This is a genomic window from Lentzea fradiae, assembly GCF_900100955.1.
Taxonomy (GTDB): Bacteria; Actinomycetota; Actinomycetes; order Mycobacteriales; family Pseudonocardiaceae; genus Lentzea; species Lentzea fradiae.
Genome location: NZ_FNCC01000010.1, coordinates 389,580 through 401,958, shown reverse-complemented (window position 1 = coordinate 401,958; position 12,379 = coordinate 389,580). Strand labels below are relative to the sequence as shown.

Annotated in this window: 15 protein-coding genes; 7 read left to right on the top strand and 8 right to left on the bottom strand. The window is 72.3% G+C overall.

Going from position 1 to position 12,379, the window contains the following annotated elements; all coding sequences use genetic code 11:
• Position 1 precedes the first annotated feature (1 nt).
• Both BLT23_RS40160 and BLT23_RS25395 read right to left on the bottom strand, forming a co-directional pair.
• A complete protein-coding gene (locus tag BLT23_RS40160) occupies positions 2 to 280 on the bottom strand; it encodes a hypothetical protein (RefSeq protein ID WP_143036030.1) in 279 nt (92 codons plus the stop codon).
• 130 nt (positions 281 to 410) lie between these two features.
• Entirely contained in the window at positions 411 to 1,703 is a 1,293-nt protein-coding gene (locus tag BLT23_RS25395) for a cation:proton antiporter (RefSeq protein ID WP_218133879.1), read from the bottom strand.
• A 196-nt stretch (positions 1,704 to 1,899) separates the two neighbouring features.
• Between BLT23_RS25395 and BLT23_RS40960 the strand changes: the two genes are divergently transcribed.
• The gene (locus BLT23_RS40960) at positions 1,900 to 2,058 is read left to right on the top strand and encodes an RGCVC family protein (RefSeq protein ID WP_176946913.1); all 159 of its coding nucleotides are present in this window, start codon (positions 1,900 to 1,902) and stop codon (positions 2,056 to 2,058) included.
• Positions 2,055 to 2,627, top strand: a complete 573-nt coding sequence (locus BLT23_RS25390; protein WP_090052826.1) for a GNAT family N-acetyltransferase — start codon at positions 2,055 to 2,057, stop codon at positions 2,625 to 2,627. Before BLT23_RS40960 ends, BLT23_RS25390 begins: the two co-directional genes overlap by 4 nt.
• A 177-nt stretch (positions 2,628 to 2,804) precedes the next feature.
• On the opposite strand, the gene BLT23_RS40155 is transcribed toward BLT23_RS25390, so the two are convergent.
• Positions 2,805 to 3,020 carry a hypothetical protein gene (locus BLT23_RS40155; RefSeq protein ID WP_143036029.1) on the bottom strand — a complete coding sequence of 72 codons (216 nt, stop codon included), beginning with the start codon at positions 3,018 to 3,020 and terminating at the stop codon, positions 2,805 to 2,807.
• Positions 3,021 to 3,029: 9 nt separating this feature from the next.
• Between BLT23_RS40155 and tal the strand changes: the two genes are divergently transcribed.
• A complete protein-coding gene (gene tal, locus BLT23_RS25385; protein ID WP_090052823.1) occupies positions 3,030 to 4,172 on the top strand; it encodes a transaldolase in 1,143 nt (380 codons plus the stop codon).
• A 3-nt stretch (positions 4,173 to 4,175) separates the two neighbouring features.
• Here the strand turns inward: tal and BLT23_RS25380 are convergent, their stop codons facing one another.
• Positions 4,176 to 5,027 (bottom strand): UbiA family prenyltransferase, encoded by an 852-nt coding sequence (locus BLT23_RS25380; protein ID WP_090052820.1) that lies wholly within the window; start codon positions 5,025 to 5,027, stop codon positions 4,176 to 4,178.
• Between BLT23_RS25380 and BLT23_RS25375 the strand changes: the two genes are divergently transcribed.
• From BLT23_RS25375 to BLT23_RS25360, 4 genes are read left to right on the top strand one after another with little or no spacing between them, the layout of a single operon-like run.
• On the top strand, positions 4,959 to 6,122 hold the full coding sequence (locus BLT23_RS25375) for a type III polyketide synthase (RefSeq protein WP_245744160.1): 1,164 nt from the start codon (positions 4,959 to 4,961) through the stop codon (positions 6,120 to 6,122). The genes BLT23_RS25380 and BLT23_RS25375 overlap by 69 nt on opposite strands.
• Positions 6,119 to 6,637, top strand: coding sequence for an isoprenylcysteine carboxyl methyltransferase family protein (locus tag BLT23_RS25370; RefSeq protein WP_090053024.1), 519 nt, complete (start codon positions 6,119 to 6,121; stop codon positions 6,635 to 6,637). The genes BLT23_RS25375 and BLT23_RS25370 overlap by 4 nt, the downstream gene beginning before the upstream one ends.
• A complete protein-coding gene (locus tag BLT23_RS25365; RefSeq protein WP_218133878.1) occupies positions 6,630 to 7,664 on the top strand; it encodes an NAD(P)/FAD-dependent oxidoreductase in 1,035 nt (344 codons plus the stop codon). Before BLT23_RS25370 ends, BLT23_RS25365 begins: the two co-directional genes overlap by 8 nt.
• A complete protein-coding gene (locus tag BLT23_RS25360; protein WP_090052811.1) occupies positions 7,664 to 8,815 on the top strand; it encodes a geranylgeranyl reductase family protein in 1,152 nt (383 codons plus the stop codon). Before BLT23_RS25365 ends, BLT23_RS25360 begins: the two co-directional genes overlap by 1 nt.
• Here BLT23_RS25360 and BLT23_RS25355 read toward each other — a convergent pair.
• From BLT23_RS25355 to BLT23_RS25340, 4 genes are all read right to left on the bottom strand, one after another.
• Positions 8,801 to 10,072: a glycosyltransferase gene (locus tag BLT23_RS25355; protein WP_245744159.1), complete on the bottom strand. Its 1,272-nt coding sequence runs from the start codon at positions 10,070 to 10,072 to the stop codon at positions 8,801 to 8,803. The two genes, BLT23_RS25360 and BLT23_RS25355, sit on opposite strands and share 15 nt — an antisense overlap.
• 171 nt (positions 10,073 to 10,243) lie before the next feature.
• Positions 10,244 to 11,005, bottom strand: coding sequence for a GAF and ANTAR domain-containing protein (locus BLT23_RS25350; protein WP_090052809.1), 762 nt, complete (start codon positions 11,003 to 11,005; stop codon positions 10,244 to 10,246).
• Positions 11,006 to 11,077: 72 nt separating this feature from the next.
• Entirely contained in the window at positions 11,078 to 11,779 is a 702-nt protein-coding gene (locus tag BLT23_RS25345; RefSeq protein WP_089927583.1) for a GAF and ANTAR domain-containing protein, read from the bottom strand.
• Between the two features lie 310 nt (positions 11,780 to 12,089).
• A complete protein-coding gene (locus tag BLT23_RS25340) occupies positions 12,090 to 12,338 on the bottom strand; it encodes a DUF2188 domain-containing protein (protein ID WP_090052807.1) in 249 nt (82 codons plus the stop codon).
• Positions 12,339 to 12,379: the final 41 nt, after the last annotated feature.

Sequence of the window (12,379 nt, the reverse complement as noted above, 5' to 3'; positions counted from 1 at the left end):
GTCATGAGGGAGAACCGGGGGCGAACCGGCCCGGCGGTGTACGGGTCAGGGTGCGACGACATCGCTCGCGCGATGCCACGATCTGCTGCTCCGCCTGCGAGCGCGGCAGCGGTGAGGCGACCAGCGGGCCACACCCGAACGCGATGAGTCCCGCCGCGATCGGGCTTTCCCGCGCCTGCCGCACCGCTAGGCGGGGCGCGTCCCGCAGCGTCTCCACCGCTCGCTCCGCGTTGCCGGCGTTCCTCGCCTGGCACACCACGTCGTCAGCTTCGTGGCGCACGACTTCTCCTCGGCTTCTCGGCTGGTGTTCGCAGTGCGAGCTACCCCGCGCCCAGAGGGTGCAAACTGCTTGGGAGCAAGGGAAGTTATTGCGGTGCAAGGAGTTTCTCGTGTTCGATCGGGGGTAGCGTTCACACGCGCGTGCGGGAGGCCTCGCCCGCGTCGCCGTTATGCTCGATCGCCTTCCGCCGCCGCTCGCGGTCGAGCCACCACATGGCCGGTGTCGCGGTCAGGCCGTGCAGCAGGATCGACCCGATGACGACGAGTCCGACGATCCGCCACAGCGCGGCCTGCTCGGCGAAGACGCCTTTCTGGAGGGCGTAGGTGACGTAGAACAGCGAGCCGACCCCGCGGACGCCGAAGAACGCGATGACGGCGCGTTCCCGGGGCCCGGTCCTGCCACCGGCCAGACCCGCCCAGCCCGCCAGCGGCCGCACCAGCAGCAGGACGACCGCGGCGACCGCGACCTCGCGCACACCGGTGCCGGCGAGCAGCCCGGAGACGGCGGCTCCGCCCAGCAGGAAGACGATCACGACGGTCAGCATCCGCTCGGCCTGTTCCACGTAGCGGTGCAACACCTGGTGGTAGCCGTGGTGCCGCTCGGCGGACCTGATGGAGCACGCGCACACGAACACCGCGATGAACCCGTAGCCCTCGGCGAGTTCGGCGAGACCGTAGGCGAGGAAGGTGGCGGCGATGGCGACGAAGCCCTCCGCGTGCTCGGCGAGGCGGAAGGTGCGCCAAGACGAGGAGAAGAACAGCTTGCCCAGCAACCAGCCGATCAGCACGCCGACGACGAGGCCGCAGGCCAGCCGCCACAGCACGTCCACGGCGAGCCAGTGCGGCAGCCACAGCGAAGGTGCCACCCCGGCGACGCTGATCGCGATCGCGGCGTAGGTGAACGGGAAGGCCAAGCCGTCGTTGAGACCGGCCTCCGAGGTGAGCGCGAACCTCGCCTCGTCGTCGGTCTCGTCCGGGTTCTCCGTCGGTTCGGCCGCCTGCACCTCGCTCGCCAGCACCGGATCGGTGGGGGCGAGCGCCGCGGCGAGCAGGAGCGCGGCCCCGGCGCCGAGGCCAAGAGCGCCCCAGCCCAGCAGCCCCACGGAGAACATCGACAGGGGCATCGTGACGGCCAGCAACCGCCACGTGTTCGCCCAGCGGCGCAGTCCGACCACCCTGTTGAGCGCCAGCCCCGCACCCATCAGCGAGATGATCACGCAGATCTCGGTGAGGTGCAGCAGCACCGTGCTGTGGCGGAGGGGGTCCGGGTCGGGCAGCGGGTCGACGACCGCGAAGGTGAGGGCACCTGCTCCCAGGAAGAGCATCGGCAGGGAGACCGGTGCGCGGTCGAGCAGGCGCGGCAGCGTCGCCGCGGCGAGCGTCGCGAGTCCGGCACCGGTGTAGAGCAGAGGGCTCGGGTCCACCGTGCACCGTCCGTTCGGGCTGGGAGGCCCCAGTTACCCGGTGCCGCCGCGGGCAAACGGGTGGCGCGGGGCCAGGTAGGGTGGAGTCACCGAGGGCATGTCGCGCAGCAGCGGTCGAGCTGATGCCGCCTTGGGCGCACCACACAGCCCGGCATCACCCCGTTCCCGCCCATGCTCATCGGAGTTCCGCATGCCCATGTCCACACCCCTGATCATCGACGTCGACGACCAGCCCGACACGACCGGCAGCTGCGCCGTCTGTCCCCACCCCTGGGCCGAGCACGACGCGCTCGGTGTGCGGTACTGCACCGCCACCACGGTGTCCGCGCTGCCCCGCGGCTGCATCTGCCCATGACCGCGAAAACCCTCACCACCGCGCGGTTGACGCTGCGCCCGTGGCAGGTCGACGACGCGCCGGCCGCTCTGGAGATCTACGGGCACGCGGAGGTGACCCGCTGGCTCAGCCCGGAGATGGACCGCGTCCCGGACAAGGCGGCGATGCGGTTGCTGTTGCAGCAGTGGGCCGCCGAGAACGCCCGCCTGCCGTCCGCGGCCGGCCGGTGGGCGGTCGAACGCACCGCCGACGGTCAGTTGATCGGCGGCGCGGTCCTGCTTCCGCTGCCGCCGGGCGAGGAGGACCTCGAGGTCGGCTGGCACCTCCGCCCCGATGCGTGGGGCAACGGCTACGCGACCGAGGCGACCCACGCGCTCGCCGAGTGGGCGTTCCGCCACGACGTGAACGAGGTCTTCGCCGTCGTGCGGCCGGGCAACACCCGCGCCGCCACCACCGTGCGGAACAACGGCATGCACTGGGTGGGGGAGACGACGAAGTACTTCGGCGTCGAACTGCAGGTGTTCCGCCTCCGCCAGGCCGATCTCGACCCGGCGGCGCCCCCGTCGCTGCGCCCGCCCGGCGACGACTGACCCGCACCTCCTGCTCCTCGGCCCCGCCGTGACGGCACCTCGGCGGGGCCGAGCCGTCTCCTGCGCGTTTGGCCGCCGGGATTCCGGCTATTCGCGGGGAGAAGCATCGACAGCCGCCCGGACCCGCGTGGTCTCGATTCCCTGCCGCGCGTGGTTCGCCGCACTGGAACTGTCCTATTAGGACGAAGCGCTCCCGCCGGGCTTGCGGGCCCGCGTGACCGTCGAGGCCGCGTCCACGAGGAGTTCGGCGTCACCGCTGTCGCCGAGGCCGCGCACGACTGCCTGCGCGACGCGGTCGCGCCGGTCCGTCCGGGAGGTGTGCAGCGCGGCTCCGCGCCCACCACCGGCGGCACCGGCGACCGTCCTGCCTGAACCACGAGGATTTCCGACCACGGAGGCACCATGGCCACGGGCCACGACCACCCGCTCACCGAACTCGCCGCCGCAGGCGTGTCGATCTGGCTCGACGACCTGTCCCGCGAGCTGTTGTCCGGGGGCAGGCTGCAGGCGCTGATCGCGGACCGCGGCGTCGTCGGCATCACCACCAACCCGACCATCTTCGCGTCCGCGCTGGAACGGGGAGAGCGCTACACGCGGCAGCTCAGACGGCTCGCGGAGGTGGAGGCGAGCATCGAGGACATGGTCTTCGCCATCACCACCGACGACGTGCGGGAGGCCTGCCACGTCCTGCGACCGGCGTACGACCGCACGGACGGCGTCGACGGCAGGGTGTCGCTGGAGGTCGACCCCGGCCTCGCCCACGACACCCAGGCGACCATCGACCGCGCCCGTCTGCTCTGGTCGGCCGTCGACGAGCCGAACCTGCTCATCAAGATCCCGGCCACCACGGCGGGGCTCGACGCGATCACCGCGGTCATCGGCGAGGGCATCAGCGTCAACGTCACGCTCATCTTCTCCCTCGACCGGTACCGGGAGGTGGTCGACGCCTACCTCACCGGCCTGGAGACGGCTCGGCTCAACGGGCTCGACCTGGCCGGAATCCACTCGGTCGCCTCGTTCTTCGTGTCCCGTGTGGACACCGAGATCGACGCGCGTCTCGACGCCATCGGCACCGACCGCGCGCTCGCGGCCAAGGGCAGGGCGGCGATCGCCAACGCCCGTCTCGCCCACGAAGTCCACGTGACGAGCCTGGCCACGCGACGCTGGCGCGACCTGGCCGCGTCGGGAGCGCGGCCGCAACGACCGCTGTGGGCCTCCACCGGGGTGAAGAACCCCGCCTACCCGGACACGATGTACGTGTCCGAGCTGGCCATCCCGGGCACCGTCAACACCATGCCGGGACCGACGCTCGAGGCGTTCGCCGACCACGGCACCGTGACCCCCGTCGTGCTCGAAGAGGTCTACGGTCCGGCCCAGGACGTGCTCAGCGAGATCGCGCTGCTCGGAATCGACTACCGCGAGGTCACCGACGAGTTGGAACGCCAGGGTGTCCGCAAGTTCGTCGACAGCTGGGACGAGCTCGTGGAGACCGTCCGCGGCGAGCTCAGCCGCGACCTGGCCGCTCCCGCGCCTCACGGAAGATAGCCGTCAGGTGCTCACGGTGAGCAGCAGCACCACGTCCAGCAGTGCGATCGCGACGGTCAGCCGGAACGCGATCGCGCTGTGCGGGGCGCGGATCGCGGCGGCGGTCGTGACGACGGCCAACGCGACCCCGGTCGTCACCACGACCGCCGAGTAGAGCGCCGACGCCCCGGCGGGAGCGAGGCCCAGCACGACCGACGCCGTGGCCAGGGCTCCCGCCATGACGATCACCCCCGTGCGCGGACCGAGCCGGTGGGGCAGGCCCCGGACACCGGTCTCCGCGTCCGCGCGCAGATCCGGGAGCACGTTGGCGAAGTGCACCCCGAACCCGAGCAGCGCGCCCGTCACCGGCACCCACCACGGCGGCCACGTCCCACCCGACCCCGCCGCGTGCACGCCGATCGTCAGCGCGGCGAACGAGAACAGGTAGGCGGCACCGGAGAAGGCGGTGCTCTTGAGACCGAGGTTGTACGCCCAGCCGCCCGCGACGCTCAGCAGCAGCACGCCACCGGCGAACCAGCCCAGCGACAACGATGACACGACCGTCGCCAGCGCCGCCGCGACCGCGGCGGCCGCGACCGCGGACACCTGAACCTCTCCTGCGGCAGCGGGTTTGTCCGCGCGCCCGGCGGCGTGATCGCGGGCGGCGTCGATCCAGTCGTTGGACCAGCCGATCGACAGCTGGCCCGTGAGCACCGCGGCACCGAGCAGCGTGGCGCGCGGGCCGTCGATCCCGGCGCCCAGCCCGAGCAGGACCGCCACCACCGTGACGGCGAGAGCGGGCAGGGGATGACACGCGCGTGCGAGACCTTGCAGTATTCGCAACGACTTCCGGCGGTGGATCGCTGTGCCGCTCATCTGCCGAGTGTAGGCGGAAGCCGTACCGTGACAGGGGTGACGACAATTTCGGCGGTGCACGGAGTTCTTCCGCCGCACCGCTACCCCCAGGCAAGGCTGACAAACCTGTTCGCCCGATTATGTTTGCCGGACTCCGCTTCCCGCGCGGTGGTCTCGCGCTTCCACAGCAGCGCCCGCGTCGGGTCGCGGCACCTCGCACTGGCCATCGAGCGGTACGACGAGCTCGACGGTTTCACCGCGGCCAACGACGCTTTCCTCTCCGTCGCGGTCGATCTCGGCTGTGAGGCCGCACTGGCGGCGCTCGCGGACGCAGGACTGCGACCGTCCGATGTGGACCTCATCGTGTCGACGACCGTCACCGGGATCGCGGTGCCCTCCCTCGACGCCCGGATCGCGGCGCGGATCGGCCTGCGCCCGGACGTGAAGCGGATCCCGATCATCGGCCTCGGCTGTCTGGCTGGCGCGGCGGGAGTCGCGCGGCTGCACGACTTCCTGCGCGGCTGGCCGGGCTCGGTCGCCATGCTCGTGTCGGTCGAGCTGTGCTCGCTGACCGTGCAACGGCAGGATCCCAGCGCTGCCAACATGATCGCCTCGGGTCTCTTCGGCGACGGCGCCGCGGCTGTAGTCGCGGTCGGCTCCGAGCACATCGGCGCCACGGCCGGTCCCCAGGTCGTGGACTCGCTGAGCCACCTGTACGCGGACTCCGAACGCGCGATGGGGTGGGACGTCGGCAGCACCGGACTGAAGATAGTGCTGGGCGCCGAGGTCCCCGAGCTGGTGCGCGAGCACCTCGCCGACGACGTCAAGAACCTGCTGGCACCACACGGTCTCGAGATCGGCGACATCGCGCGCTGGATCTGCCACCCCGGTGGGCCGAAGGTCATCGAGGCCATCCAGTCGGTGCTCGGCCTCGACGAGCAGGACCTCGCGATGACCTGGCGGTCGCTGCACGAGATAGGGAATCTGTCCTCGGCGTCCGTGCTACACGTCTTCGCGGACACGCTCACGGCCCGGCCCGCCGCCCCGGGCGACTGGGGCGTGGTGATGGCCATGGGGCCGGGCTTCTGCGCCGAGCTGGTGCTGCTGAGGTGGTGAGCCAGGCGTGGTACTCGGTGCTGGTCGGCCTCGTCGCGGCCGAGCGGCTGGCCGAGCTGGTCGTCGCGAGGAGGAACCTGGCGTGGAGCCTCGCCCGCGGCGGGCGGGAGTCGGGGTTCGCGCACTACCCGTTCATGGTCGTGCTGCACACCGTCCTGCTGGCCGGGTGCCTGGCCGAGGTCTGGCTGTCCGGCCGCGCCTTCGTGCCCGCACTGGGCTGGCCGATGTTCGCGCTCGTCGTACTGTCCCAGGTCCTGCGGTGGTGGTGCGTCCGGACGCTCGGACGTCAGTGGAACACCCGGATCGTCGTCGTGCCGGGACTTCCGCTCGTGACCGGCGGTCCGTACCGCCTGTTCCCGCACCCGAACTACGTCGCGGTCGTGGTCGAGGGCTTCGCACTGCCCTTGGTGCACGGCGCGTGGCTGACCGCGTCGGTCTTCACCGTGCTGAACGCGGGTCTGCTGGCGGTCCGCGTCCGCGCGGAGAACGACGCGCTGCGGTCGGCCCGTGTCTGACCGGATGCACGACGTCCTGGTGGCCGGCGGAGGCCCGGCGGGGCTCGCCGTCGCGCTGGGCTGTGCCCAGGCCGGCATGGACGTGCTGGTCTGCGAGAGGAGGCCAGGGGTGCTCGACAAGGCCTGCGGGGAAGGGCTGATGCCCGGTGCCGTGCACGCACTGGCCGCGCTCGGGGTGGACCCGTCCGGCCACCCGATCGACGGTATCACCTACCGGCAGGGACGTCTGACGGCGCACGCGCCGTTCCGCTGTGGCGCCGGACGGGGAGTTCGCCGCGTCCGGCTGCACGACGCGCTCGGCGAGGCAGTCCGCCGTGCCGGGATACCTGTGCTGGACACGCCGGTCACCGACGTCCTCCAGCACGACGACCACGTGCGGGCCGGGGCGTTGCGGGCGCGCTACCTCGTCGCCGCGGACGGTCTGCACTCGCCGATCCGCGCTCTCGTCGGCCTGCGCTCGCCGGGCAGGACCTCCTCGCCGCGCTGGGGACTGCGGCGCCACTTCGCCCTGGAGCCCTGGAACGGTGGGGTGGAGGTGACGTGGGCGCCCCGGTCGGAGGCCTACGTGACACCCGTGGCGCCGGACACCGTCGGCGTCGCGATCCTGTCGCCGGTCCGGGGCGGCTTCACCGAGCAGCTCGCCGCTTTCCCCGAGCTGGCGGAGCGGCTGGCCGGTGCGGCACCGGTGTCGACCGTGCGCGGAGCGGGGCCGTTGCGGCAGCGGACCACCGGCCGGGTCGCCGGACGTGTGCTGCTGGCGGGCGACGCGGCGGGCTACGTCGACGCGCTGACCGGCGAGGGGCTCGCCCTGGCGCTGACGACCGGGGCCGAGCTCGTCCGCTGCCTGCGGGCCGGGCGCCCGGCGGACTACGACCGCGCCTGGGCGCGCGCGTCGCGCCGTTCCCGCTGGCTGACGGAGTCCCTGCTGTGGGCCAGGAACCGGCCGGTGCTCGGGCGCCGGATCGTTCCCGCCGCGGTGCGCGCGCCGTGGCTGTTCGCCGCCGCGGTCGACCAGCTGGCTCGCTGATGGCCGCGCGCGACCGGTGGGACCTGGTCGTCGTCGGCGCCGGGCCCGCGGGCTCCACGGCCGCCCTGGCGGCGTTGCGCGCCGACCCGGACGCCCGCGTGCTGCTGCTGGACGCCGCGGAGTTCCCGCGCGACAAGGTCTGCGGCGACGGGGTCGCACCGCACGCGCTGGACGTCCTGGGCGGGCTCGGCGTGGACGTCGGCGCTCTCACCGCCGGCACGGCCCCCGTCCTCGGCCTGCGGCTGACCGCGCCGAGCGGCGTGACGGCCGCCAGGGGGTTCGCGCGCCCCACCTCGGTCGTCCCCCGCGCGCTGCTCGACGCGCGACTCGTCGCGGCTGCCCAGGAGGCGGGTGCGCGGCTGCGCCGGCACCGGGTGCGCTCGCTCGTCGCGGTGGCGGACGGCGTCGAGGTCGACGGGCGGTTCCACGCCCGCACGGTCATCGGCGCGGACGGCGCGGAGTCGGTCGTACGACGGCGAAGCGGAGCCAGGACCGCCAGACCGGGCACCACCGCCATCGCACTGCGCGGGTACACGAGCGCGGACCCGTGGCCGGAGCAGGAGCAGCGGCTCGTGATGGCCACCGCGCACTGGCCCGCGTACGCCTGGGTCTTCCCCGTCGGTGACGGCACCGCGAACGTCGGCTACGGCGAGCTCATCCGCACCGGTCCGCCGACGCGAGCGCATCTGACGGAATGCCTGCACGCGTTGCTGCCCGGCTGCCCTCCGCTGGCGCTGCGCGGCCACCGGCTGCCGTTGTCGCCGGGCAGGCCGGGCGTCGGCCGCGGTCGCGTGCTGCTGGCCGGGGACGCGGCCTCGCTGATCAACCCGCTCACGGGCGAGGGGATCTACTACGCCGTCCTGTCCGGAGCCCTCGCCGGTGCGGCCGCGACGACAGCGGATCCCGCCGGGCACTACCGGCTGTCGTTGCGCCGTCTGCTCGGCAGACACCTGCGGCACACCGATGCCCTCGCCTTGCTTACCCGCGCGCCCGCCCTCGTGGACCTGGCCACGGCCGCGGCACGTGACGACCGGCACGCCTTCGACGAGCTCGTCGAGATCGGCCTGGGAGCGGGCACGATCAGCCCTGGCCTCGTGATGGCGATGCTCAGGGCAGCGGCCGGGAGACCGCCGCGCTCACCTCGGCGTTGACGTCGCCCGCGCGCGGACGTGCCGCGGCGCGATCCCGCGGCTGGTCACCGCCGCGGCGTAGACGCGCACCAGGTCGGACGCGACGCGGTGCCAGGAGTACCGCGCGAGCGCCCGGTCTCGTCCCGCGACGCTGAGCAGTTCCCGGTACGTGCCGTCGGCGAGCAGCGCGCGCAACGAATTGGCCATGGCATCCGGTTTCGCCCGCGGGACCAGCACTCCGCTCAACCCGTCCACGACGAGGTCGACCAGACCGCCGACCGCGGTGGCGAGGACGGGCGTGCCGCAGGCCATCGCTTCCAGCGCCACACCGCCGGACGACCACTCCCGCGGCGTGCACGCCACCACGTCGGCGGACCGCAGCAGCGCGGGCAGCTCGGCGTAGGGCACCTGGCCCGCGAACACGACGCGGTCGCCGACCCCGGCCGAACGGGCCAGCGCCAGCAGTCTCCTGGTCTCCTGGTCACCGTGGACGTCGCCCTGCGCACCGCTGCCGGCGATCACCAGTTCCACTCCCTCTATTGTGGACAGAGCGCCGATCAGGTCGTCGAACCCCTTGCGCGGCAGCAGTCTTCCCGCCGACACGATCCTGCGCGGCCGGATCCGGTCGACGGCTGAAGGTCCCGGTGCGAAGAGGTCGAGATCGACGCCCTTCGGCACCACCGCCAGTTTCGACCGGTCCACGCCCATGCCGAGGACGGCGCGCGCTTCCGCGGAGCTGGTCGCGACGACCAGGGTGACCTCGTGACCGATGAGCCGTTCCACCGCGACGCGTTTGGTCGAGTCCGCCTCGGCCGCACGGTGGTCCTGAGGCCGTGCCGTGCCCAGCGAGTGGTAGGTCTGCACGACCGGCACCAGGCTGTTCCTGGCGCTCAGCACGGCGGCGATCCCGGACAGCCAGCCGTGGGCGTGCACGACGTCAGGGCGCCGCGCCTTCCAGGCCAGCTCGAGGAACTCGACGAGATCTCCCGCGTGGGCCAGGACTTCGTCCGCGCCGAGCTCCACCGGGGGCCCGGCCGGCACGTGCACGACCTCGTAGCCGCGCGGGCTGTGCACGAGCTGCGGAACGTGGGGATGGTCGCGCCGCGTGTAGACGAGGACCCGGTGGCCGAGCGCGGCCAGCGCGGCCGCGAGTCCCGCGACGTGGAGACCCTGGCTGCCGGCGCCGGACGATCCGGGGTCGGCCAGCGGGCTGGAGTGCGCGGAGACAAGCGCGATGTTCTTGCGCGTGAAAGAGATCGGCTCGACACGGACGCCCACGGTGTTCTCCTCACGACGAGGTGATGAGACCGCGGGTCCGGGCGGTTGCTGCGTCTGCCAGCTCGTTCAGGTTACCCACATGGCGGCCGTCCGGCACTCCGGAACGCCGAGCACCCGTTGAGCCGAGCCGAGATCCCGGTCCCGGCGGACGATGCCGCGGGACCGGTCCGGTCACAGATCGGTGGGACGTGGTGAGAGGACGACCTCGGGGCGCAGTTCGCCGAGAACGACCTCTCTGGCCACATCGGCCAGCCGGCGACCACCGTTGCGGGCGTAGCCGCGCAGCGTGTGGAACGCCTGCTCCATGTCGAGGTTCCCGGCGAACGCGAGCACACCCTTGGCCTGTTCGATGACGACCCGGCTGTTCAGCGCCGTCTGCAGCTGCTCGGTGACCACCTCGCCGCGCCGGATGGCGCGTTCCTGCAGGATCCCGATCGTCGCTGTGTCCGCGAGGGTGCGCACGACCAGCAGGTCCTCGTCGCTGAGCAACCCGGTCTCGTGGCGGAACAGGTTCAGCGTGCCGATGGTCTCGCGCCGCAGCCTCATCGGTACGGCGTGCACCGAGGCGAAACCCCCCGCGAGGGCGAGCGGCGCGAACCGCGGCCAGCGCTGGACCTCCTTCGACAGGTCCGCCACGAGCACCGCCTCGCCGCTGTGCGCGCAGTCGTAGCACGGGCCCTCGCTCGCCTGGACCTGGAACAGCTCGAGCGTGCGCGTCTGGGCCGACGAGTAGGCCACCACCCGCAGGCCGCCGCGCTGGTCGGACAGCATCAACCCGGCCACCGTCGCGTCCAGCAACTGGACGCAGTGTTCGACCAGCCGGTGCAGCACGTCCACCACGTCGTAGTCGTCGACCAGCGTGTCCGCCAGCTCGACCAACGCGTGGAGCAACCGCGACTCCCGCTCGGTCCTGGACGGTGCGCTACCGCTCATCACCAGCTCCTGTCTTCTTCGTCCGACGGTAGTGCTGCCAGTACGGGGCCGCCGTCGAGGTCTCGCAGGCGGTCATGCGCGGAGCTCCAGCGGGGACAGCTCGCGGTTCACGATGTCCTTGGCGACCTCGTCGAGAGGTCTGCCCATCGCGAAGGCGTAGCCGCGCAACCGGGACAGCGCCTCCTCCGCGGAGATGCCGAGCGCGGCGAGCACCATGCCGGTCGCCTGGTGCACCTGTTCGCGGCCGGGCGAAAGCACACCCCGCAGGCCGTCGGCGCCGTCGAACTCGCCCAAGAGCACGCCGAGCAGCACCGCGGTCACCACGTCGACCACCTCCAGCGCGACGGCGAGCTCGTCCGCCGACAACCAGCCGGGCCGGCTTCGGTAGAGGTCGATCGCGCCGATGCCGATCGCGCCCGCCTGCAACGGGAACGCGAAGATCGCGCCGATGGGCAGCGCGGCGATCGCCGCCGCGAACACGGGCCACGCGAGGACCGACGCCTGCGACAGGTCGGGAACCAGCACGGGCCGGCGGGTCGCGAACGCCTCGAAGCACGGACCCTCGCCCAGGTCGAACTGGACGTTCTCGATCTTCATCGCGATCACGTCGCTGGCGTACAACGTCTCCCGCTCCTGCGGGCCACTCAGCACCGAGATCGAGGCGCCGTCCACCGGCAGCAGGCCCACGCACGCGCGGATCACGCGAGCCAGGACGTCGAGCTCGCTGTTGCTGTCGCGCAGCGCCGCGATCACCGTGGCGCGCGCTTCGATCACCGATCGGCGACGACTGTCAGGTTCGCGCACCTCTGGTCACACCGCCGAACAGCGACCACTGGTCCATGACTGGCACGGTTTCCTCCACCACGTCGACTGGTTCCAGTCGCTCCTGGACGTAGCGAGGTCTAGGCCCACGCCTTGCGTGACCGCATCAGGATCAACACACCCAGCGTACCGCGTGGCTTCGTGGCAGGCGGTACGCCCCGCTCACAACGGGTTTCAGCGCACGTGGCGGCTGAGTCCTGCCCGGCGCCGCCCGCCGGGGAACCCGCGGTGGCGGACGCGAACCGGTGCGGTTCGCGTCGGTTCACCGGCGGTGCGCGCGGGTGACCCCGCCACCGGTGTGCGGGTCGCGGCCGCGCGGGTAGACGTCGTGCTCGCTGATCGTGCCGTCCCGGTTGCGCGTGATGTGGTCCACCGCGTGCACGATCGCCATCTCACGGCCGTCGGCGCTAGCCTCCTCCTTGGTGAGGTGCGTGCTGGAGGCCTGGTCGTTGCCCTCCATCCGGTTCTTCCACCGGCCGTCCTCGAAGTAGGTCTCGATGTCGCCTCGCATGGGCTCACTCCTGTCGGGTCGTCCGGTCGAGTACCCCCGGC